Below are 21,334 nucleotides of genomic sequence, written 5' to 3'. Positions count from 1 at the left end.
CGCCTCGGTCACGGCATCGGACATAAGGTGCTGCGCGGCCGGTTCCGTGATCGAAAACCACATCGGGACAAGAGTTTTGGAGGTGAGTCGGGTCCTTTCCTGCCCCCGTGAAAAGGACCAACTGCGCAAATCCAATCGGAGTACCGGCGCGGCGCGTGCCGCGTTCGCCGGATATCCACCCGTCGAGTGGCACACCTCGCAGCCGCTCGGCGGGTTTCCGCGATCAGCTTTCGGGCATGCGGGGGCAGTGAGGAGAGCCGCGATGCCGGAAGGATCGATCGGAATGCGCAAGAGCTGTACGGGCGTGGCGCTGCGGCGCATGGGGGCCGGGGTGGCCGTCGCGCTGACCCTGGCGGTCGGGCTGCCGGGCGTCGCGGACGACCGGACCCCGGCACCGGCACCGGCACCGATTGCGCTGCAGTCCAGCGTGATTCGGGTGGAGCCGATCGGTCCGCGCTGGGACCGTGTCTATGTCGACTCCGCGGCCATGGGCCGCCCGGTCGCGGTGGATGTGTTGCACGGCACCGGCGCGGGTCCGCGCCCCACCCTCTATCTACTGGATGGCGTTGACGCCGAACAGGTTTCGGATTGGCTCAACAAGGGCAATGCCGCCGAGTTCTTCGCCGACAAACCGGTCGACGTGGTGCTGCCGTCCGGTGGCACCGGCAGTATGTACAGCGATTGGCAACGCCCCGATGCCGTACTGGGCTGGAATCGCTGGGAAACCTTCCTGACCTCGGAGTTGCCCGGTGCTATCGAGCCCTATCTGAATTCGAACGGCCGTCGCGCCGTCGCGGGCGTCTCCATGGGCGCGCAGGGCGCGATGATGCTGGCGCATCGGCATCCGGGCTTCTACAAGGCGGTCGCGGGTATGAGTGGCTGCTACTCCACGGTCGACGACACCGGCGCGGCGGTCACCACGCTCACCGTGGCCTCGCGCGGTGGGAATGTGGTCAATCTGTGGGGTCCGCCGGGTACCCGGGATTGGCGCACACACGACAGCACGCTGGGTGCGGAAGCGTTGCGCGGTACGGTGATTCACCTCTCGGCCGCCTCCGGTATCCCGAATGTGCCGGATCTGACGCAGGTGGCCCGGGCCGCCGATCCGGTGACCGCGCTGCGCGAGGCGGGCGGCGGTATCGCCCTGGAGGCGGGTGCTCGCCTGTGCACCGAGCAGTTCGCGAAACACCTGAGCGACTTGGGCATTCCCGCCACCGTCAGCTACGAGGACACCGGTATCCACGGTTGGGCGGATTTCACCGCCCAACTCGCACCGGCCTGGCAGACCCTGGCGACCGCGCTAGTGCCGCAGTCCGTTCCGAGGTAGTCGCCGCAGCCCCGCGCGAATGCGACCGTCCACGGTGACAATGAGTCCGGCCCGAACCGCGGCGGCCGTGAATCGGGTGGCTTCGGCCCAGGTGGCGGCGTATTCCATGGCGAGTTCGGCGCCGTCGTCGGGCCCGCCGAGGTAGACGGTGACCCGGTGGGTGAGCGCCTCGCCGGAGCTGTCGTAGACCGGCTTGCTCACGGGGCTGAATGTGCTCTCGGTACTGGTCATCTGCGGTACTTCCCATCCGATGGTTCCTGCTACCGACCGTAAGTGGAACCTGTTGTATGGGAGAACGCTTCGATCGAGCACTTGGAAGGTTCACAAGTGCGCCACGACTCCGCTTGTCATATGTCGGAACTGGAATGCCCGGTGCTCACAATAGGTTTCGAGTGGCTTTGTGACCTGTCGGAAGGTTTTCCCGGCACTCGCTTTTCGGCCCGATTCCGCTCTACGCTGCCCGGGAGATCCTGGGGTACAGCCGGAGAGAGGAAGACACCGGATGAGGATTCGACTACACACCCGCGCGCATCGAATACGCCTGCGCGCAACGGTATTGACGGCGGCCGCATTGGCCGTCGCCCCGGCGGTATCCGCCGCCGGACCCGTCTACCCGATCGCGGACCCGGACCCGTTCTACGCCGCCCCCGCAGATGTGGGCGATCATCAACCCGGTGACGTGCTGGCCGTGCGGCCCATGCCCGCGCTGGCCGCGTTTCCGGATACCGACATCACCCTGGTGGAGTTCCGGTCCACCAACTCGACCGGTCAGCCGATCGCGGCCACCACCACGGTGCTGTCACCGCGCAATCGGCGCGCCGACGCGCCGCTGCTGTCACTGCAGCAGATCATCAACGGTCTGGGCGCGCAGTGCGCGGTCTCGCGTGTGCTCTACACCGACGACCCGAATCTGATGGTGCGCGAGGCCCCCGCCTGGAATGTGGTCCTGAAACGCGGCTGGAGTCTGGCGCTCCCCGATCACCTCGGCCCCCACTTCGCCTATGGCGCAGCCAAACTCGGCGGTCAGATCACCCTCGACGGTATTCGCGCGGCCCAGCGCGTATCCGAGTTGAAGGTGCAGCACAGTCCCGTCGCCATGGCCGGCTACTCCGGCGGTGGTATGGCGACCGCGTGGGCGGCGGCCCTGGCGCCGACCTACGCCCCCGAACTGCATCTGGCGGGCGCGGCCATGGGTGGAGTGCCGATGAACCTGGTATCGATGCTGGAGGGGATGGGTTTGGGCAGCCATCCGGCCTTCGGCCTGGCCATGGCGGCGGGTCTGGGGTTGGAGCGTGAGTACCCGGACCGCTTCCCGCTCAGCTCGCAACTCAATGACCGCGGCCTGGCCATTCGCGACAAGCTCGCCAACAGCTGCACCAACGATATTCTCGCCGCCGGCGCCGGTGTGGGCGCGATGGATGTCGCCAAGACCACCGTGATGACGCAGGATCCGCAGGCCCGCGCGGTGCTGGAGGAGAACAGTCTGCAGATGTACCGGGGTGTGCCGAATATTCCTGTGTTCGAATGGCATTCGCCGATAGACGGGCTCATACCGATCGATGCGGTGGTGGACACCATGCACCGCTACTGCGCGGCCGGTGTGCCGGTGTGGTCGGAGCAGGAGCCGGTGCCCGATCATCTGACCGCGGCGGTGCTCGGCCTGCCGGCCGCGCTGTCCTGGCTGGACGCGCGGCTCAATGGCGCACCGGTGGTGAGCAATTGCGGGTAGTTCAGCCCGCCTGATAGGTGCGGGCGACCAATGCGGACCGCAGGTACCACAGACCTGCGGCCTGCGTCGGATCGAAGCCCGTCAACTGTCCGATCCGCTTGAGCCGGTAGTCCACGGTATTGGTGTGTACGTGCAGGATTCGTGCCGTGCGCTGCCGATTCAGGTTGTTGCTGATGTGCGTGCGCAGCGTCTCGAGCAATTCGGGATGCAGGTCCAGGGGATCGAGCAGTGAGCCGAGGTGATCGCGTCCCGGTCCCGGCCGGGTGAGCTGATACTCGAGCGCGAGTTCGTCGAAGCGGAAGAGTCCGCGGGTCAGACGCAGTCGGTGCACGATGTCCAAGAGTTCATGCGCCTGATCGGCCGCATCCGGAATCCCCTGTGCCGGAGCGTAGATCATGGTCGCGGCGATCGGCACCCGCGCCGCCCGGGACAGCCGTTCGATCAGTTCGTCGAGTTGATCGTCGGCGAGCGCGTTGCCCGGGACCAGGATGGTCCCGCCGTCCACGCTCAGCAGTGACAGCACCTTGGCGGTGTATCCGGTGGCGAGTTCGGCCTGTAGTCGGCGTAGTTTGCGCCGGGCCACCACCGCACCCTCCACCATGGGGGAGTGCTCCTCCGGATGCTCCGGAATCGACACCGCGAGAACGTAATACGATTCGGCGATCTCGATACCGCATTCACGCGCCATGGTGGAGGTGCTGTGTCCACCGAGCAGTGCGGAGGTGAGGGTGTGCACCGCGGTGTGATGTTCGCTCACCACCGATCGCAGCTCGCGCACGTATGCCAGCGAGACCGCGCAGGTCATCCGGTCCAGCAGCTCCACCACCATGGCGGCGCCGCCCACGATGTTGTCCATATCCGCGGCCGCGATCACCAGTTCGGCGGCCCCGTCCGGACTGTCCTGTCGCAGATGCCGGGACATGGCATTGGCCATCACCAGATCGGATCCGATCTTGAATCCCTCGTGGATGGCGTGGTGGATGGTGTCGATGGGGATGCCCTCGCGCGCCCATTGCGCGGCGGCCTCCTCGAGTCGTTTGGTCTTCTCCGGCAGATCCTTTCCATCCAGCATGCCCACGGCCAATTCCAGGCACATGCGGGTGATGGCGGTGACATCGCCGTGAATGGCGTCGCCCGGCAATGTTCCGCACGGTGCCACGGTCTCCACGAAGTGTCCGACCATATGTCGGGCCAGCGGTCCGATGTCCTGTAGTGGTGAGGACATCGGGGTGCCGGAGATGATCAATCCGGCGCGGGCCGGAATATCGACGGCCATCGGCGCTCCTTCCACCCACCGGGGGCAGGCCCTCCGGTAACGAAACGCTAACGCACGATGGGCCGGAGAGGGGAAAGTTGGCCACTAGCTGTGATCCGACGCAATCGTGCCCCCGAGATTCGGTGACATCTCACAAATTGTGTCCGTGGCACCCGCACACCGATGCGCTAGCCCAGATGCGCCGTCTCGTTGTACCCGGCGGGTATCAGCCCCGTATCCGAGCGTTCCCAGCGACTGATCGACCCATTGCGAATCTTCCCCCGTTCGATCTCCAGAATGGCCGCCTCATCCAGCCCCTCCAGCACATACCGCGTCATCACCACGACAATGTCATGCGCGAACGCCAGCACGTGCCCGTCCAATTCGTCCAGCAGCGCGCGCAACCGCAACGCCACATCGACCCACGACTCACCCCCCGGTGGCCGATAGTAGAACCGCCCCAACCTCTCCCGCAGCGCGAACTCCTCCGGGTACCGCCGCCGCCACCCCAAGTCCGTGAGCCCGTGCAGATTCCCGATCTCCCGATCCCGCAACCGCTCATCGATCCGCACCCGAGGCGACCCCACCGCCCCCAATGCGATTGCGGCGGTTTCGCGCGCCCGCGAGTACGGCGAACACCACACCGTCCACGCCCGCTCCGGTTGCCCGGCCAGCCAGGTACCGACCGCCGCGGCCTGTGCTCGCCCCAGATCGGTCAGCGGCACATCGGGATCCCTTGTCCCGCTGCCGAATAACTCCGAGCCGTCGAGTTCCGCCCGTGCCGAAGCCGCATTGGTCGCGCTCTCCCCGTGCCGGATCATGGTCAGTGATTCCAGTGCCACGGTCGTAGCGTACGAGCTGTCGGTATATGCCGACGGGTGTCCCGGCGGTTCACTTCACGACTGAGTTGCTGATCATCCTCGATGCCGAACCACGCACGGAGCCGGAGAGTCAGGCCAACTCGGAAGGGCGCCCAACGCGTCCGGAACCCGATTAACTCGAAGTGATCGGAGAATTATCCGGTTCGTTTCCGGTCCCCCGTCTCTCGCACGGAATAGCAGACGGGGTCGAGGGCGTTCCACCGCTGCGTTGAGTACGGTGTGTTGCTACACCGCCCGGGCGGGTCCGGCCCCCTGCCTGTATCCTGCACGGGGACGCTTTTGTGTCGTAGGCGGGGGAAATTCCTCGCTGCGGCAGGTAGAGCCCGCGAGCCGCGGGTGAATTTATCGGTGCACGACGGCTTCGAGGAGGTGGGTCGCATGCGTAGCGAGCCCCCTAGTCGAAGGCCGCGCGGCGCCACCCCCTCGTACTGCCGGTAGTTCGCTGCGGCGACGGGGTCGGTGCCTCGCGGTGTGACCTGGTGTTTCCATCCGTTCACCCCTGACTCGCCACTCGGCTGAGGTGTTCCGCCATGACGCAGACCGATCTGCCCGTCGTTCCGACGCTGCCCACTGTTCTCACGCTGCCCGCCGCGGGCGATGCCGCACTCGCCACCGATCGCGATTCTGTTCGCGCACAGGGTGGTTCGCTGCGCGATATCGTCGACTGCCATCATCTGGCCGCGACCCTGGAGTGGCTGGACAATCATCCGCCGCATGTCATCGCCGATGAACTCGCGCGGATGGACGCCGTCGAGGCGGGTATGGCTTTCCGTCTGCTGGACAAGGATCGCGCCCTGGATGTGTTCGAGGAGCTCGAGCCCGTCGATCAGCAGCAGATCCTGACCGGTCTGCGTGATCAGAGCTTCCGCGATCTGGTCGAGGAGATGGATCCCGACGATCGCGCCCGTATGCTGCGCGAGGCCCCGGCCAAGGTCGCCAAGAAGGTGCTGGCGGGTCTGAGTCAGGAGGAGCGTCGTATGACGGCGCTGCTGCTGGGCTATCCGGAGGGTTCGGTCGGCTTCTATATGACGCCGGAAGTTGTCGCGCTGCCGCGTAATCTACCGGTCTCGGCCGCCCTGCAGACGGTGCGCGCCAAGGGCGCGAACGCCGAAACCGTCTACACCCTGCCCGTGGTGGACGCGGGCCGCCGCCTCATCGGTGTGGTCGAACTGCGCGAGCTCGTACTCAGTTCGCCGGACTCCATGATCGCGGATCTCGTTGTCTCCGAACCGGTTTTCGCCCGTGCCACCGATTCGGCGGAGAAGGCGGCCCGGCTCATGCAGGGCGCGAACCTGATCAACCTGCCGGTGGTGGACAGCGAGAACCGCTTGGTCGGTCTGCTGACCATCGATGACGCCATCGAGGTCATCGAGGCCGCCGACTCCGAGGATGTGGCGCGCCAGGCCGGTACCACGCCGTGGGCCGGTCACTATATGGCCGCCGGGGTCTTCCAGTTGGCCCGCTACCGCGCCCTGTGGCTGATGCTGCTGCTGGTCGCGGCAACGCTCACGGTCACCGTGACCGATCTGTTCGAGGGCACCCTCGAGCAGGCCGCCCATCTGGCGCTGTTCATTCCGCTGCTCATCGGCGCGGGTGGCAACGCGGGTGCGCAGGCGGCGACAACCTGCGTGCGCGCGCTGGCCGTGGGCGAGGTGCGAGTCTCGGATCTGTTCAAGGTCATCTGGCGAGAATGCCGAGTGGGTTTGGTGCTCGGCTGCATGCTCGCGGTGGCCGGTATGATCATCGCCGGATTCTTCGTGGGCGCGAAGATCGGTCTGGTGGTTGGTATTACGCTGATCATCATCTGCGGTTGGGCGGCCACCATCGGCGGCACCATGCCGCTGCTGGCCAAGAAGCTGCGCATCGATCCCGCGGTGATCTCGGCCCCAATGGTGACGACGCTGGTCGACGCGACCGGACTCGTGATCTATTTCATGACAGCGAAATTGGTTCTCGGCATCTGATCAGCAGACGGTTGAAGACACAAGGTCTTGTGCTGCGCGATGGGACCTTCCCCCAGTAGTAGTGTTCAAGCCACGAGGATGGGTGAGCTGAGAGGATGACCGTGGACCACACGACCATGCGTGTAACTAAGGTGATTGATCGGGTATCGGCGATCAACTGGAACCGCGTAATCGATGACAAGGACGCGGAGGTCTGGGATCGGCTCACCGGCAACTTCTGGTTGCCTGAGAAGGTACCCGTTTCCAATGACATTCCGTCGTGGGCCACGCTGACTCCCAGCGAAAAGCAGCTGACCATGCGGGTCTTCACCGGTCTCACTCTGCTGGACACCATCCAGGGCACGGTCGGCGCGGTCAGCCTGATTCCGGATGCGCTGACCCCGCACGAAGAAGCGGTGTACACCAATATCGCGTTCATGGAGTCGGTGCACGCCAAGAGCTACAGCCAGATCTTCTCCACGTTGTGCTCCTCCAAGGAGATCGACGAAGCCTTCCGCTGGTCCGAGGAGAATCGGAACCTGCAGCGCAAGGCCGAGATCGTGCTCGAGTACTACAACGGCGAGAATCCGCTCAAGCGCAAGGTGGCCTCCACCCTGCTGGAGTCCTTCCTGTTCTACTCCGGCTTCTATCTGCCGATGCACTGGTCCTCGCGGGCCAAGCTCACCAATACCGCCGACATGATCCGCCTGATCATTCGCGATGAGGCCGTGCACGGCTACTACATCGGCTACAAGTTCCAGAAGGGTCTGGAGCTGGTCTCGCAGGCCGAGCGCGATGAGCTCAAGTCGTACACCTTCGAGCTGCTGTTCGAGCTGTACGAGAACGAGGTCGAGTACACCCAGGATCTGTACGACGAGGTCGGTCTCACCGAGGACGTCAAGAAGTTCCTGCGCTACAACGCCAACAAGGCGCTGATGAACCTCGGCTACGAGGGCCTGTTCCCCAAGGACGAGTGCGATGTGAACCCGGCGATCCTGTCGGCCCTGTCACCCAACGCCGATGAGAATCACGACTTCTTCTCCGGCTCGGGTTCTAGCTACGTCATCGGCAAGGCCGTCAATACCGAAGACGAAGACTGGGAGTTCTAGCCGTCCCGCCTCTCCGCGACTTCGGCGCCCGGCTGAGAGCCGTATTACGTTGACGACGCGGGGTGGCGTTCTGGTGCGGCACCGATTTCGGGCGTACCCCGGGAGTTACCCCGAACTCGCGAAATCAGTTGTCGCGTACCATATTTAAGAGCGAAGCCCGGCGATCCTATCCAGGATGCCGGGCTCTCGTATGTTGTGGTTGCGCCGAAACTCAATCCGTCACATAGGCATTGAGGGACTTGCGCAGATCGTCCAGGAGGGCGCGGGCGGCGGTGACGCCCGATCCATGCCAGATGCTGTCCTCCACAACGAATTCCCGGCGATCGCTGACCGCGCTGAGCGACTTCCAGTCATCGCCGTGCATCACCGATTCGGCGTACTTCTGACCGTCCTTGCCGTCGAACATCAGATAGATGATGTCGCCCTCGACCTTGTCGCGATCGGCCTCGGCGCCCAGGCTCGCGATATCGAAGGAGTCACCGCGCTGGGACTGCGGCCGCTGCACCCCGGCATCGGCGAGTACGAGCCCCGCGAAGCTGTTGTTGCCCTGCACCTGGACCGCCTTGGGATCGAAGCGCAGCACCGACGCCTGAGACAGGCTGGCGGCCACGGATTTTCCGGTATCGCGGGCCGCGGTGCGGTAATCGTCCAGGGCCTTGGCGGCGGCGGTCTTGCGATCCAGCGCCGCGCCGTAACCGGTGAACTCGGCCTGCCAGCCGTTATCCGAACCGGTCAGCACGGTCGGGGCGATCCCCTTCAGCGCGTCGTACATCGCGCGGTCACTCGCGGCCCCGAGAATCAGATCCGGTTTCAGCTCCGCCACCTTCGCCGGATCCGGACTGCCGACCATACCGACGCCCGGCACCTCGGAGATGCCCGTGCCCAGGTAGGCGGGTTGCGCGGTGGGTCCGGAAACCGTTGCCGCACCGACCACCCGCTCCCACAGCCCCAGCGCGCAGACCGCGTCCAGTGCGGCGGTGGACAGCACCACAACGCGTTTGGGATCGGCGGGCACCTCACTGGTTCCCGCGGCATGGGTGACGGTGATCGTCCCCGAGCTCGCGTCCGGCGCACTGGGCAGCGGGCACGCGGTCCGGGTATCGCGCTCCAGACCCACCACACCGGCCCCGGCGATATTGGTGGTGGTGCGGACGATCGAGCTCATGGCATCGTCCGTGCCCTTGCTACACCCCGCGAGTAGACCCGCCGGTAGCACCGCGGCAGCGGCCAGAACAGCGCCCCAGGTGCGCAAACGGCGCACGGGGGCGGTGGTGGAGGCGAACGTGATTCGGGTGGAAGCGGACTCGCGCACCGGCATGGCTGGCAGCGTACATCCGGCGACCGCGAGGCCCAATTACGACACAGAGTAGGACCAGCCCGCGAGCCCTGTGGGAGCACGGTTTACGATCCTTGAAGCGCTAGGCCCCCGTCGTTCGTCATGCGCCGAACCGGACGCCGGAACCACCGCGTGCGAACGACAAGAAGGCACCTGTTCAGGAGGATTTGTGACTGCCGTAGAGCCACAGCCAGTCCGTCAAGTGGAGGCGGCTCGGCCATACCCGCAACGAGTGGGTCCGAAGGGTTCGTTCATCTACAAGATGGTCACCACGACGGACCCGAAGGTTCTCGGCGTCATGTACTTGGTGACCGCCATGTCCTTCTTCCTCGTCGGCGGCCTGATGGCCCTGCTGATGCGTGCCGAGCTCGCGCGACCGGGCATGCAGTTCCTGTCGCCGGAACAGTTCAACCAGCTGTTCACCATGCACGGCACCATCATGCTGCTGTTCTACGCGACCGCGATCGTGTTCGGCTTCGCCAACATCATCCTGCCGCTGCAGATCGGCGCGCCCGACGTGGCGTTCCCGCGTCTGAACGCGTTCAGCTACTGGCTGTACCTGTTCGGCGGCACCATGGCGACCGCCGGTTTCATCACCCCGGGTGGTGCGGCCGACTTCGGCTGGACCGCCTACACCCCGCTGTCGGATATCGTCCACTCCCCGGGCGTCGGCGCCGACCTGTGGATCCTGGGCCTGGCCGTCTCCGGTCTGGGCACCATCCTCGGTGGCGTCAACATGCTCACCACCGTGGTCTGCCTGCGCTGCCCCGGTATGACCATGTTCCGCATGCCGATCTTCACCTGGAATATCGCCGTCACCAGTGTGCTTGTGCTGCTTGCCTTCCCGCTGCTGACCGCGGCGCTGTTCGGCCTGGCGTACGACCGGCACCTGGGTGGGCACATCTATGACCCGGCCAATGGCGGCGCACTGCTCTACCAGCACTTGTTCTGGTACTTCGGTCACCCCGAGGTGTACATCATCGCGCTGCCGTTCTTCGGCATCGTCTCGGAGATCTTCCCGGTCTTCAGCCGGAAGCCGATCTTCGGTTACACCACCCTGGTGTACGCGACGCTCGGTATCGCCGCGCTGTCCATCGCCGTGTGGGCGCACCACATGTACGCCACCGGCGCCGTGCTGCTGCCGTACTTCTCGTTCATGACCTTCCTCATCGCGGTTCCGACCGGTGTGAAGTTCTTCAACTGGATCGGCACCATGTGGCGGGGTCAGCTGACCTTCGAAACGCCCATGCTGTGGTCCATCGGCTTCCTGGTGACCTTCCTCTTCGGTGGTCTGTCGGGTGTCATCCTGGCCGCCCCGCCGATCGACTTCCACGTCTCCGATACCTACTTCGTGGTGGCGCACTTCCACTACGTGCTGTTCGGCACCATCGTGTTCGCGACCTTCGCGGGTATCTACTTCTGGTTCCCGAAGATGACCGGTCGCATGATGGACGAGCGCCTGGGCAAGTGGCACTTCTGGGCGACGTTCGTCGGCTTCCACACCACGTTCCTGGTGCAGCACTGGCTGGGTAACGAGGGTATGCCGCGTCGCTACGCCGACTACCTGCCGACCGACGGCTTCACCACCCTGAACACCATCTCCACGATCGGCGCCTTCATCCTGGGTTCGTCGATGCTGCCGTTCGTGTGGAACGTCTTCAAGTCCTACCGCTACGGCGAGGTCGTCACGGTCGATGATCCGTGGGGCTACGGCAATTCGCTGGAGTGGGCCACCTCCTGCCCGCCGCCGCGGCACAACTTCTACGAGCTGCCGCGTATCCGCTCCGAGCGCCCCGCGTTCGAGCTGCACTACCCGCACATGGTCGAGCGCATGCGCGCCGAGGCCCATGTCGGCTGGGGCACCAAGTCCCACCAGGTGCACGAGCTGACGGACAGCGTGTCCAAGTAGTTTCACAACGCAGTACCCACCGCGGCGGTCGTCCTCAGGACGACCGCCGCGGTCGTTTTCGGTAGAAATATGGAGTGACCGAAAGGAATCCGATGCCGGAGCCCGAACTGTCCACTGCCTGGTCGCGAGCATTCGGGTTGTCGCTGCCGGTGGTCAACGCGCCCATGGGTGGGGTCGCGGGCGGTCGGCTCGCGGCGGCGGTGACGCGTGCGGGTGGGCTCGGAATGATCGGTATGGGCAGTGCCGGATCGGTCGCCGCGCTCGAGCGTGAGCTGCCACACCTGGACGGGGTGCCGGGGCCGTTCGGAATCGGCTTGGTGGACTGGGTGATTCGCGCCGAACCGGGGCTGCTGCCCGCCGCCATCGCGGCGCGGCCCGCCCTGATCTCGGTGAGTTTCGGGACGGATATGTCCTGGGTGCCCGAGTTGCACGAGGCCGGGATTCTCGCGGCGACACAGGTTTTCACCCTCGACGACGCACATCGCGCGCAGGACGCCGGAGTCGATGTGCTGGTCGCGCGGGGTTCGGAGGGCGGGGGCCACGGTGCGGTGGAGGTGCCGACGCTGCCTTTGCTGGAGTCGATCGTGGCCGATGTCCCGGTTCCGGTGCTCGCCGCGGGCGGTATCGCGACCGCCCAGGATCTCGCCGTGGCCCTGGCGGCCGGGGCGAGCGGGGTGTGGCTGGGCACGTGCCTGGCCGCCTGCGCGGAGTCGATGCTCTCGGATCGGGATCGCGGGGCAATGCTGGCCGCGACCGCCGAGGACACCCTCGCCACCAGGGTCTTCGATGTGGCCATGGAATTGCCGTGGCCCGCCCGGTTCCCCGCCCGGGTGCTGCGCAATGCCTTCACCGACCGCTGGTCCGATCGCATCGAGGACCTCCCCGAGGAGGCTCGTACGGCCCTGCGCGCAGGCCGCGCCGCCCACGATCCGGACATCGTCCCGATCGATGCCGGTATCTGCGTCGGCGCGGTGACCGAGGTCCGCCCGGTCGCCCAAGTGCTCGACGACCTCTGCTCGGGTGCGGCGAACTTGCTGTGACGCCGATGACGGCGGGCGGCGCGACCATCACGGCCCCCGCCTGACAGAATGATGTGCGCCGCCGCGCGCTGGGGCGGGGAGATTGTTCGCGAGATATAGGAGTTTCGATTGAGCACAAGCGCGGGGAGGCGGAGCGCTGAGACGACGGTTCTGGTCACTGTTACCGGACCTGACAAGCCGGGCGTGACATCGGTGCTACTCGCGGCGCTCTCCAATAACGCCGTCAGTCTGCTCGATGTCGAGCAGGTCGTGATCCGCGGCCGCCTCACCCTGGGCGTGCTGGTCTCCTGTCCCTGTGATCCCGAGGCGCTGCAGGATCAGCTCGAGGACGCCATGGCCAGCGTCGGCATGAATGTCGATGTGGAGATCGGCGCGAACTCCGTCGCCGGTGCTCGCCTGTCCACCCACGCGGTCGTGGTGCTGGGCTCCCCGGTCACCGCGCGCGCCTTCAGCGCCATTTCGCGCAAGCTCGCCGAGCAGCGCGTCAATATCGACTCCATTCGCGGAATCGCCGATTACCCGGTGACCGGTCTGGAGCTCATGGTCACCGTGCCCTCCTCGGACGCGGACACCGTGTCCAACGGCGTCACCCGCGAGCCCTCCGTGGTTACGCAGGCTTCCGCCTCCGGGCTTGACGCGGGTGACGCGGAGACCACCCTGCGCACCATGCTGGCCGTGGTGGCCGCCAAGGAGAGCGTGGATATCGCCGTCGAGCGCGCGGGTCTGGCCCGGCGCTCCAAGCGGCTCATCGTGTTCGATGTGGACTCGACCCTGATCCAGGGCGAGGTCATCGAGATGCTGGCCGCGCACGCCGGTGTCGAGGACGAGGTCCGCGCCGTCACCGAGGCCGCCATGCGCGGTGAGATCGATTTCGCCGAATCGCTGCGCCAGCGCGTGGCCACCCTCGAGGGCTTGGACGCCACTGTCATCGACGAGGTGGCCGATAAGATCGAACTGACCCCGGGCGCGCGCACCACTATTCGCACCTTGCGCCGCATGGGTTTCCGCTGCGGTGTGGTCTCCGGCGGTTTCCGTCAGGTGATCGAACCGCTCGCGCACGAGCTGGAATTGGATTTCGTACAGGCCAATACGCTCGAGATCGTCGACGGTAAGCTCACCGGCCGCGTGGTCGGCGAGATCGTGGACCGCGCCGCCAAGGCCGTCATGCTGCGCCGTTTCGCCGCGGAGTCCGGGGTGGCCATGGAGCAGACCGTCGCGGTCGGCGACGGCGCGAATGACATCGACATGCTCAATGCCGCCGGGCTCGGTATCGCCTTCAATGCCAAGCCCGCTCTGCGCGAGGTGGCCGATGCCGCACTCTCGCACCCCTTCCTGGATGCTGTGCTGTTCATTCTCGGCGTCACCCGGGATGAGGTCGAGGCCGCCGATGCCCGCGACGGCGGCGTGCGCCGGGTACCGCTGCCGCGCTGAGGAAACCGGGAAACGCGTTGGGCCGCCTGCACGATCGGCGGCCCTCCCGTCGGTAGCGTGATCGAATAATTCGGCCACGACGATGGGAGCTGTCCGTGCGGGTGCGCACATCACTGGCGGTAGTAATGCTCGGGCTGGCCTTGACCGCCTGCGGCGATAACGACAACCCGAATGAAGTGCGGCCCACCACGACCTCCTCCGCCGCCCATCAGGCGCCCGAACCGGTGGTCGCGGGCCGGGATCAGAACGGCACCGATATCGCGCTTACCGTCGGCCAGGGTCTGACGGTTCGCCTGGCCGCCAACCCCAGCACCGGATATATGTGGCAGCTGGCGCAATTGGATCAGAACATGCTCGGGCAGGACGGCGGCACGGAGTACGAGCAGGACCCCAGTCCGGACGGCATGGTCGGTGTCGGTGGCGTCTCCATCTGGAAGTTCACCGCGAAGTCCACCGGCGCGACCCGGTTGGTCCTGGAGTATCTGCGCCCCTGGGAGCAGGGCGTCGATCCGACCGAGCGCTTCACGCTGAACTTGAACGTTACGTAATCGGGGCCGGGCCAGGGCTTTTCGGAGTGTGGCTAACCTGGCTCGGAGTTGTCGTGTTGAACAGGAGTGTGGTGCCGGTGTCCAGTGTCGAGTCCACGATTGATGCCGGGTTCGTGGCCCGGCATGCCGAACTCGCACTCGGTTACGGCGGTGGTGGTGATCCGGCGGATCCGGCGCTGGTGCAGGCCATGCAGATGGTGTTGCACATCCCCAAGGTCGATCCGCCGCGCCGGAGCGCACTGCTGGCCGCGGCCGCGTCCGCGGTGGTGCGGCTCTGCTTCGACGAGCGGGTCGGCCCGGACGGTGAGTGGCAGGAGCGCTACCTCACCTGGAAGCGTTCGCGAATCCGCAAGGTGGCCAGGCGCGCTCGCGGTGCGCAATGGCTCGCCGCCCAGGAGGTGGACGGTGTGACCGTCGAATGCGAGGGCGCGCAGGCCCGGGCCCTGGTGCCCGGCGCGGTCGGAGAAATCGACCCGCGCATCAAGCGCCTGCAAATCGGCGGCACCGAATTGGAGGCCGATGAACCGAATTCGATCACGTCCGGGTATCCCACGCTATGGATCGATTCGGAATTGGGTATGACTGTGGGCAAGGCCGCCGCGCAGGTCGGGCATGCGAGCATGCTGCTGGCCGGTGCCATGCCGGTGCAGCAGGCATATGCCTGGGCCGCGCGCGGTTTCCGATGCAACGTAGCCGAGGCCGGTCCCGAGCACTGGGTTCAGCTACAGCGCCGGGTGGCCGAGGGGAGCGCGACCGCGGTCCGCGACGCCGGATTCACCGAGGTGGCCCCGGGGTCGATGACGGTGATCGCGGTGCCGGATAACTGAATCGGCGGATGCTGGGCGATGTCCAGGCTGAGCTTGTCCAGAACGTGAACCGCTCGGTCGGCACCGTGGCCTATGTGCGCGAGGGTATCGACTTCACCGAACTGCAGGAGAATGATCGGTGCACGAGTTTCCCCAGGAGGAAACACGATTATGACGACACTGCTGGTTGTTCTCATCGTATGGGTGGTGCTCTCGATCCCGGTGGCACTGCTCCTGGCACGTATGTTCCGATCCACGGGCGGCGACGCGCGCGGCCGCGGCGGGGCGCATCCGCGCCACGACGGTCACACGCGCAGCCCGGAGGAGCCCGAGCTATCCCGGCTATACCCCGAAATCGACCGCCGCACCGGTGAATTCACCTCCGAATTCGGCGCGGGAGAGGATGACACGCATCGAGTTTTCCCACCACGTTGACGAACGTCCAGGGCGGTGGGCCAAGATGGACCCCGTGCCGCAACCGGATCCCGATCTGCTCATCGACTTCAACGATGTCACCGTCCGACGCTCGGGCCATACGCTCGTCGGACCGGTCACCTGGCAGGTGGAACTCGACGAACGCTGGGTAGTGCTGGGCCCCAATGGCGCCGGCAAGACATCACTGCTGCGCATGGCCGCGGCGGAGATGTATCCCACGTCGGGTGCCGCCAATCTGCTGGGGGAGACCCTCGGCAAAGTGGATGTCAATGAGTTGAAACCGCGGATCGGTCTCTCCTCGGCTGCCGTCGCCGGACGGGTACCGGTGGATGAGAAGGTCTCGGATCTGGTGGTCTCCGCCGGTTATGCGGTGATGGGCCGCTGGCGTGAGCGCTATGACGCGATGGATACCGATCGCGCCGTGGACATTCTGGAAAGCCTGGGGGCTGAACATCTCTCCGATCGCGCCTACGGGACGCTGTCGGAGGGGGAGCGCAAACGCGTGCTCATCGCCCGCGCGCTCATGACCGATCCGGAGTTGCTGCTGCTCGACGAGCCCGCCGCCGGCCTCGATCTGGGTGGGCGCGAAGAGTTGGTGGAGCGGCTCGGCGATCTCGCCGCCGATCCGGACGCGCCCGCGACCGTCCTGGTCACCCATCATGTGGAGGAGATTCCGCCCGGGTTCACGCACGGCATGCTGCTCAATGAGGGCAGTGTGGTGGCACAGGGTCTGCTCACCGATGTGCTGACCGCCGAGAGTCTGAGTGAGGCGTTCCGGCAGTCGATCGCGCTGGACAAGATCGACGGTCGCTATTTCGCGCGCCGGGCACAGCGTTTCGGACGCCATCGCAATCGCTGAATCTTTTTGCGGCGCGCTGCCATTGCATCGTTTGTCCATTACGGGCAAACTATCGGCAATATCTCCAGTTTCAGCGTTGAGCTGGTATGCCGATGCAATCGCCGATATTTCGCCATTCTCTGGTGAACTCTCGGCGCGGGTGGAGGGAGCAGGGTTTGGGCCGCACACTCGGTATCGTCGCCCTCATGGCGGTGTCCCTGGCCGTCGCGGCCTGCGCCGCCGATCCCGCGCCGCCGCATAATCTTTCACCCTCGGAGTCGGCCGAGGGAATGGCGCCCGCCGCCATTCCCGCCGAATTGGTCGGCAAAACAGTGCAACTCACCTATGACAGCGGGTCCGGTGGGACCGCGACCTTCGGTGGCGACGGCCGCACCCTCACCTTTGTGGCGGCCGACAGCGGTCGCAAGACCAGCTCGCCGGTCATGGTGGAATCCATCGAATCCGGCATTTTCCTGGTGACCTGGACCGATGACGCCACCGATTCGGTGATCAGCCAGGTGCAGGACTATCGCACCGGCAAGGTGCGGGGCACCTGGTCGCGGCGCACCGCGCCCGATGCGGCGTTCACCATCGAAACCCGCAGCGGGTCAGTGCACTTGACCGATTGAACTATTCGCGACGGCAGCGACAGAGCGCGTCGATGACCGTGCGCGCCGCATTCGACGGGGTACGCCGCGCATCATGCGCGACCGACAGATGCCAGGGGATCGGTGAGCCCGCGCGTTCGGCGCGCACGATCGAATCCGAGACCGCGGCCGCCGAGCGCGGCAGCAGCAGTACGCCGAAATCCTTGGCGGCCAACTCCATGGCGAATATCTGATCGGCCACTTCGATCACACTGCGCCGTCCGGGAAACAATGCGTCCGCGACACCGCGAATACCCCAGCCCGGCGCGAAATCGATGAACCGCACGCCTTCCAGATCGGCAGCCTCGAATGGTCGGCCCGCCAGCGGATTTCCGGGCGCGGTGCACAGTACGATGCTCTCCGAACTGATCGGATACAGCGTGAGTCCGGGAATCTGCTCGCTCATTCCGGCCACCAGCGCTATCTCCAGACTCCCGTCCCGCAGTCCGGCGATATTGCCGCGCACCCCCGAAATGTTCTGCCGCATTTGCAGAGTCACCTCCGGATACCGCACATGCAGGTCGGCGATAATGCTCGCCATATCGAGGGTGTGGATATTCATGAAATTGCCGACCACCACCTCACCGCGCACCTGACCGCGTGACCGATCGATGCCGTCGGTGATCTCCAGCCGGGCCCGCAGCATGGTGCGCGCCGGGGCCACCGCGGCCCGCCCCGCATCGGTGAGTTCGAGCCCGCGCGGGGTGCGATCGAACAGCCGCGCCCCGAGTTCATGTTCGAGCTTGGCCACGCTGGTCGATACCGCCGACTGCACCAGGTTCAGACTGCGCGCCGCCGCGGTGAACGAGCGGTGCTCCTGACAGGCCAGAAAGCATTCGATCTGCCGAATCTCCACCGGCCCAGCCTATCGATTTCATAGATGGGCACATCAAAACTCATCGCTTCCATTGATCCACCGCGGCCCGGAGCATGAGAAGCGTGACAACTTCGCGCTCACAAGCAAGCCCCGCCGACACGGCACCCGGCCCTGTCCTCCCCGTGACGCCCAGTTCCGTCGTCCCAGCGGCACCTGGCCCCGCCACCTCGGAGGCACCCGCCCCCGTCGTCCCGGCGCGTTTTTGGCCGGGATCCACACCTTCGGAGCATGGGCCGACGGCGGTGGATCCCGGCCACAAACATGCCGGGATGACGGAGAGGACGGACAGGACGCAGGAGGCGGAGGAGCCGCAGGGGGCGGGCGGGTCCGCTGAAATTCGGCTGACCCGTCTCACCGTGCTGGTGTTCGCGGTCGCGGCGGGTTCGTCCGCCGCCTGCCTCTATTACCTCCAGCCGCTGCTGCATCAGGTCGCGGGGGATCTGCGGGTCTCGACGGTGACCGCGGCGCTGCTGGTCAGTGCCGCGCAGGTGGGGTATCTCAGCGGTATGGCGCTGCTGGTGCCGCTCGGGGATTTCCTGGAGCGGCGGCGCATGGTGCCGGGACTGCTCGCCCTGTCGGTGCTGGCGCTGGGGCTCTCCGCCGCCGCGCCGAATCTGCCGTTCCTGCTGCTGGGTGTGTTCGCCACCGGGATCACCGCGTCGGCGGCGCAGGTGGTGGTGCCGTGGTCCTCCGCGCTGGCCGATCCGCATAAGCGCGGTGAGATCGTCGGCACCGTCATGAGTGGGCTGCTGCTGGGAATCCTGTTGTCCCGCGTGCTTTCCGGGGCGATCGCCGAATTCGCCGGATGGCGCGGGGTGCTGCTGGTCGCCGCCGGCATTCAGCTCGTCATGTCGGTGAGCGTGTACCTGCTCGCGCCCGCGACCGGCCGGGCCGCGACCGAGGAGAGCTATCCCGAGGTGCTGATCTCGGTGCTGGCGCTGATTCGTCGGCATGCGGTGCTGCGCCAGCGGATGGCGCTGGGATTCCTTGCCATGGCGTGCTTTTCGGGCATGTGGACCGGATTGGCGTTTCTGCTCGCGGGTTCCGGTTCGAGCTCGTACCACTACTCCGAGTTCGTCATCGGCCTGTTCGGTCTCGCCGGTGTGGCCGGAGCGCTGGGCGCGCCGATCGTGGGACGGCTGGCCGATCAGGGCAGGCTGCGCATGGTCACCACGCTGGTGTGGTTGACGGTGCTGGCCGGATGGGGACTACTGGCCTGGGGCGGCGGCAATGTGTGGGTGCTGGTCATTGCCCTGCTGGTCTTCGACTTCGGCGTTCAGGGCATCCAATTGTCCAATCAGAGCGCCATTTACGCGCTCGATCCGGCCGCGCGCAGCAGGCTCACCACCGCGTACATGGTCACCTACTTCCTCGGCGGGGTGGCCGGTTCGGTGACGGCGGGTTCGGCGTATCAGGCCGGGGGATGGGGTCTGATCTGCGGAATCGGCGTCGGGGTGACACTGCTTGCGCTGGCTCTCTGGGCGATGTTCGCCAGACGCCCTAGCAACCGTTAGGGTGCGAAAGGTGAGTGAGACCGTTGCCCAGCCCGACGCCCAGCCCACCAATGCGCCCATCAAGGACGCCTCCACGGTGATGCTGGTGCGTGACGGAGCGCGCGGGCCCGAGGTGTTCCTACAGCGCCGGGTCGTCGGCATGGCGTTCGCCGCCGGTATGACGGTCTTCCCCGGCGGCGGTGTGGACCGCTCCGACGCCGCGGTCACCCTGGAGTGGGCCGGACCCGAACCCGCCTGGTGGGCAGAGCGATTCGGCACCGATCCGGGCCGCGCTCAAGCCCTGGTCTGCGCCGCGGTCCGGGAGACCTTCGAGGAGTGCGGCGTCCTGCTCGCGGGCCCCACCGTCGATTCGGTCGTCTCCGATACCTCGGTCTACGCCCAGGCGCGCGGTCAGCTGGAGCGCCGGGAGCTCTCCTTCGCCGAATTCCTGACCCGCGAGAATCTGGTGCTGCGCGCGGATCTGCTGCGGCCCTGGGACAACTGGATCACCCCCGAGGTCGAGCCGCGCCGCTACGACACCCGCTTCTTCGTCGCCGTCCTGCCCGAGGGGCAGCTCGCCGACGGCGCCACCACCGAGGCCGAGGTGGTCACCTGGTGCACCCCCGACGAGGCCATCGACCGCTGGCAGCAGGGCCTGGACGTATTGCTCCCGCCGACCTGGACCCAGCTGGACGCATTGCGCGAATTCGCCTCCACGGCGGCGATTCTCGAAGCCATCCGCACCATCGATCCGATCATGCCGATCTACGACCCGAACGGTAAGCCCGCCCTGGCGTTCCCGCAGGCCGACCGCTACTTCGCGCTGCTCCCGGAGAATGCTCGCCTGCGTGGGTCGCAGCGGCCGGAGTAGTGCCGACCGCATTGTCGGGATATCGCTCCCAGTAGGGTGACCGCTGTGGCCGAATTCGTGACCGTGGACCGGGGTGTGGCGGAGGGCGTTGCCGTTCTCCGAATCGCGCGCCCGCCGATGAATCTGATCGATCTCCAGGTGGCTCTCGAGGTGGCGGCCGCCGCCGATGAGATCGCGTCGGATCCGGGGATCTCCGCCGTGGTCGTCTACGGGGATGAGCGGGTGTTCTCCGCCGGTGACGAGATGGCCGAGTTGGCGCGGTTCACCCCCGAGCAGGCGCAGGCCGTGGTCACCGATTTCCAGGCCGCGCTGAGCTGCCTGGCGCGCGTGCCGCAGCCGACGGTCGCGGCCATCAGCGGGTACGCGCTGGGCGCGGGATTGGAACTCGCTCTAGGCGCGGATCGCCGCATTATCGGCGATAACGTGAAGCTGGGTCTGCCGCAGATCAAGGCCGGGCTCATCCCGCTGGCGGGCATTCGCCGCCTGAGTCTGCTCATCGGACCGTCCGCCGCGAAGGATCTGGTGTACAGCGGCCGCTTCGTCGATGCGAAGGAAGCCGCCGCGATCGGCCTGGTCGACGAGGTTGTCGCCCCCGATGACGTCTTCGAATCGGCCGTGCGCTGGGCGCGGCAGTTCACCGGCGGTCCGGCCCTGGCGCTCGCCGCGGCCAAGCGCGTCTTCGAAGCGGGTACGCACGGCCATGATCGCGCCCGCACCGAATGGTCCGCGCTCTTCGGCACCGAAGATCAGCAGGTTGGAACGCGTTCTTATTTGGCCGATGGTCCAGGTGCGGCCTCGTTCACAGCCCGTTAGCCGGGCCGATAACCGGCCCCACCGGGGTATTCATTAGGCTGCCCTG

General features: G+C 66.2%; 20 protein-coding genes. 15 read left to right on the top strand and 5 right to left on the bottom strand.

Going from position 1 to position 21,334, the window contains the following annotated elements; genetic code table 11:
- The first annotated feature begins 262 nt into the window (after positions 1-262).
- The gene (locus tag OHB26_RS01960) at positions 263-1,327 is read left to right on the top strand and encodes an alpha/beta hydrolase (RefSeq protein ID WP_330182517.1); all 1,065 of its coding nucleotides are present in this window, start codon (positions 263-265) and stop codon (positions 1,325-1,327) included.
- Here the strand turns inward: OHB26_RS01960 and OHB26_RS01955 are convergent.
- Positions 1,301-1,528: a hypothetical protein gene (locus OHB26_RS01955; RefSeq protein ID WP_330182516.1), complete on the bottom strand. Its 228-nt coding sequence runs from the start codon at positions 1,526-1,528 to the stop codon at positions 1,301-1,303. The two genes, OHB26_RS01960 and OHB26_RS01955, sit on opposite strands and share 27 nt — an antisense overlap.
- Positions 1,529-1,829: 301 nt before the next feature.
- Here OHB26_RS01955 and OHB26_RS01950 point away from each other — a divergent pair, with 301 nt between their 5' ends.
- Positions 1,830-3,056 carry a lipase family protein gene (locus OHB26_RS01950; RefSeq protein ID WP_330182515.1) on the top strand — a complete coding sequence of 409 codons (1,227 nt, stop codon included), beginning with the start codon at positions 1,830-1,832 and terminating at the stop codon, positions 3,054-3,056.
- A gap of 1 nt (position 3,057) precedes the next feature.
- Here OHB26_RS01950 and OHB26_RS01945 read toward each other — a convergent pair whose 3' ends face one another.
- Positions 3,058-4,332 carry a PucR family transcriptional regulator gene (locus tag OHB26_RS01945; protein ID WP_330182514.1) on the bottom strand — a complete coding sequence of 425 codons (1,275 nt, stop codon included), beginning with the start codon at positions 4,330-4,332 and terminating at the stop codon, positions 3,058-3,060.
- A gap of 167 nt (positions 4,333-4,499) precedes the next feature.
- Positions 4,500-5,153, bottom strand: a complete 654-nt coding sequence (locus OHB26_RS01940; protein WP_330182513.1) for a histidine phosphatase family protein — start codon at positions 5,151-5,153, stop codon at positions 4,500-4,502.
- Positions 5,154-5,722: 569 nt separating this feature from the next.
- Here OHB26_RS01940 and mgtE point away from each other — a divergent pair.
- Positions 5,723-7,156, top strand: a complete 1,434-nt coding sequence (gene mgtE, locus OHB26_RS01935) for a magnesium transporter (protein WP_330182512.1) — start codon at positions 5,723-5,725, stop codon at positions 7,154-7,156.
- Between the two features lie 116 nt (positions 7,157-7,272).
- Positions 7,273-8,244 carry a class 1b ribonucleoside-diphosphate reductase subunit beta gene (nrdF, locus tag OHB26_RS01930; protein WP_330182511.1) on the top strand — a complete coding sequence of 324 codons (972 nt, stop codon included), beginning with the start codon at positions 7,273-7,275 and terminating at the stop codon, positions 8,242-8,244.
- A 211-nt stretch (positions 8,245-8,455) separates the two neighbouring features.
- Here the strand turns inward: nrdF and OHB26_RS01925 are convergent, their stop codons facing one another.
- Complete coding sequence (locus OHB26_RS01925) at positions 8,456-9,562, bottom strand: ABC transporter substrate-binding protein (RefSeq protein ID WP_330182510.1); 1,107 nt, start codon at positions 9,560-9,562, stop codon at positions 8,456-8,458.
- A 187-nt stretch (positions 9,563-9,749) separates the two neighbouring features.
- Between OHB26_RS01925 and ctaD the strand changes: the two genes are divergently transcribed.
- The 8 genes from ctaD (at position 9,750) to OHB26_RS01885 (ending at position 17,216) form a co-directional block, all read left to right on the top strand.
- Positions 9,750-11,489 (top strand): aa3-type cytochrome oxidase subunit I, encoded by a 1,740-nt coding sequence (gene ctaD / locus OHB26_RS01920; protein WP_330182509.1) that lies wholly within the window; start codon positions 9,750-9,752, stop codon positions 11,487-11,489.
- A gap of 92 nt (positions 11,490-11,581) precedes the next feature.
- Positions 11,582-12,529, top strand: a complete 948-nt coding sequence (locus OHB26_RS01915; protein ID WP_330185462.1) for an NAD(P)H-dependent flavin oxidoreductase — start codon at positions 11,582-11,584, stop codon at positions 12,527-12,529.
- 108 nt (positions 12,530-12,637) lie between these two features.
- Positions 12,638-13,960, top strand: a complete 1,323-nt coding sequence (serB, locus tag OHB26_RS01910; RefSeq protein ID WP_330182508.1) for a phosphoserine phosphatase SerB — start codon at positions 12,638-12,640, stop codon at positions 13,958-13,960.
- Between the two features lie 95 nt (positions 13,961-14,055).
- Complete coding sequence (locus OHB26_RS01905) at positions 14,056-14,508, top strand: protease inhibitor I42 family protein (protein WP_330182507.1); 453 nt, start codon at positions 14,056-14,058, stop codon at positions 14,506-14,508.
- 77 nt (positions 14,509-14,585) lie between these two features.
- Positions 14,586-15,335, top strand: coding sequence for a peptidyl-tRNA hydrolase (locus tag OHB26_RS01900; RefSeq protein WP_330182506.1), 750 nt, complete (start codon positions 14,586-14,588; stop codon positions 15,333-15,335).
- A gap of 150 nt (positions 15,336-15,485) precedes the next feature.
- Positions 15,486-15,749, top strand: coding sequence for a hypothetical protein (locus OHB26_RS01895; protein ID WP_330182505.1), 264 nt, complete (start codon positions 15,486-15,488; stop codon positions 15,747-15,749).
- Positions 15,750-15,774: 25 nt separating this feature from the next.
- Positions 15,775-16,608, top strand: coding sequence for an ABC transporter ATP-binding protein (locus OHB26_RS01890; protein WP_330182504.1), 834 nt, complete (start codon positions 15,775-15,777; stop codon positions 16,606-16,608).
- Between the two features lie 155 nt (positions 16,609-16,763).
- On the top strand, positions 16,764-17,216 hold the full coding sequence (locus OHB26_RS01885) for a MoaF-related domain-containing protein (RefSeq protein WP_330182503.1): 453 nt from the start codon (positions 16,764-16,766) through the stop codon (positions 17,214-17,216).
- A gap of 1 nt (position 17,217) precedes the next feature.
- Here the strand turns inward: OHB26_RS01885 and OHB26_RS01880 are convergent, their stop codons facing one another.
- Positions 17,218-18,090 (bottom strand): LysR family transcriptional regulator, encoded by an 873-nt coding sequence (locus tag OHB26_RS01880; RefSeq protein ID WP_330182502.1) that lies wholly within the window; start codon positions 18,088-18,090, stop codon positions 17,218-17,220.
- A gap of 290 nt (positions 18,091-18,380) precedes the next feature.
- Here OHB26_RS01880 and OHB26_RS01875 point away from each other — a divergent pair, with 290 nt between their 5' ends.
- The 3 genes from OHB26_RS01875 to OHB26_RS01865 all read left to right on the top strand — a co-directional run bounded on the left by OHB26_RS01875 (position 18,381) and on the right by OHB26_RS01865 (position 21,288).
- A complete protein-coding gene (locus tag OHB26_RS01875; protein ID WP_330182501.1) occupies positions 18,381-19,625 on the top strand; it encodes an MFS transporter in 1,245 nt (414 codons plus the stop codon).
- Between the two features lie 79 nt (positions 19,626-19,704).
- Positions 19,705-20,475, top strand: a complete 771-nt coding sequence (locus OHB26_RS01870; protein WP_330185461.1) for an NUDIX hydrolase — start codon at positions 19,705-19,707, stop codon at positions 20,473-20,475.
- 45 nt (positions 20,476-20,520) lie between these two features.
- Entirely contained in the window at positions 20,521-21,288 is a 768-nt protein-coding gene (locus tag OHB26_RS01865; RefSeq protein ID WP_330182500.1) for an enoyl-CoA hydratase-related protein, read from the top strand.
- The last annotated feature ends 46 nt before the right edge of the window (positions 21,289-21,334 follow it).

It is taken from the genome of Nocardia sp. NBC_01503 (assembly GCF_036327755.1).
Lineage (GTDB): Bacteria > Actinomycetota > Actinomycetes > Mycobacteriales > Mycobacteriaceae > Nocardia.
The sequence above is the reverse complement of the archived record's forward strand: the minus strand, read 5'-3'. Positions and strand labels throughout refer to the sequence as shown.

What these genes read in the sequence shown, in the direction of transcription:
- OHB26_RS01945 (WP_330182514.1), bottom strand. Translation starts at nt 4,332, where the DNA reads ATGGCCGTCGATATTCCGGCCCGCGCCGGATTGATCATCTCCGGCACC.
- OHB26_RS01960 (WP_330182517.1), top strand. Translation starts at nt 263, where the DNA reads ATGCCGGAAGGATCGATCGGAATGCGCAAGAGCTGTACGGGCGTGGCG.
- OHB26_RS01915 (WP_330185462.1), top strand. Translation starts at nt 11,582, where the DNA reads ATGCCGGAGCCCGAACTGTCCACTGCCTGGTCGCGAGCATTCGGGTTG.
- OHB26_RS01895 (WP_330182505.1), top strand. Translation starts at nt 15,486, where the DNA reads ATGACGACACTGCTGGTTGTTCTCATCGTATGGGTGGTGCTCTCGATC.
- nrdF (WP_330182511.1), top strand. Translation starts at nt 7,273, where the DNA reads ATGCGTGTAACTAAGGTGATTGATCGGGTATCGGCGATCAACTGGAAC.
- OHB26_RS01890 (WP_330182504.1), top strand. Translation starts at nt 15,775, where the DNA reads ATGGACCCCGTGCCGCAACCGGATCCCGATCTGCTCATCGACTTCAAC.
- OHB26_RS01875 (WP_330182501.1), top strand. Translation starts at nt 18,381, where the DNA reads ATGACGGAGAGGACGGACAGGACGCAGGAGGCGGAGGAGCCGCAGGGG.
- OHB26_RS01925 (WP_330182510.1), bottom strand. Translation starts at nt 9,562, where the DNA reads ATGCCGGTGCGCGAGTCCGCTTCCACCCGAATCACGTTCGCCTCCACC.
- mgtE (WP_330182512.1), top strand. Translation starts at nt 5,723, where the DNA reads ATGACGCAGACCGATCTGCCCGTCGTTCCGACGCTGCCCACTGTTCTC.
- OHB26_RS01950 (WP_330182515.1), top strand. Translation starts at nt 1,830, where the DNA reads ATGAGGATTCGACTACACACCCGCGCGCATCGAATACGCCTGCGCGCA.
- OHB26_RS01870 (WP_330185461.1), top strand. Translation starts at nt 19,705, where the DNA reads ATGCTGGTGCGTGACGGAGCGCGCGGGCCCGAGGTGTTCCTACAGCGC.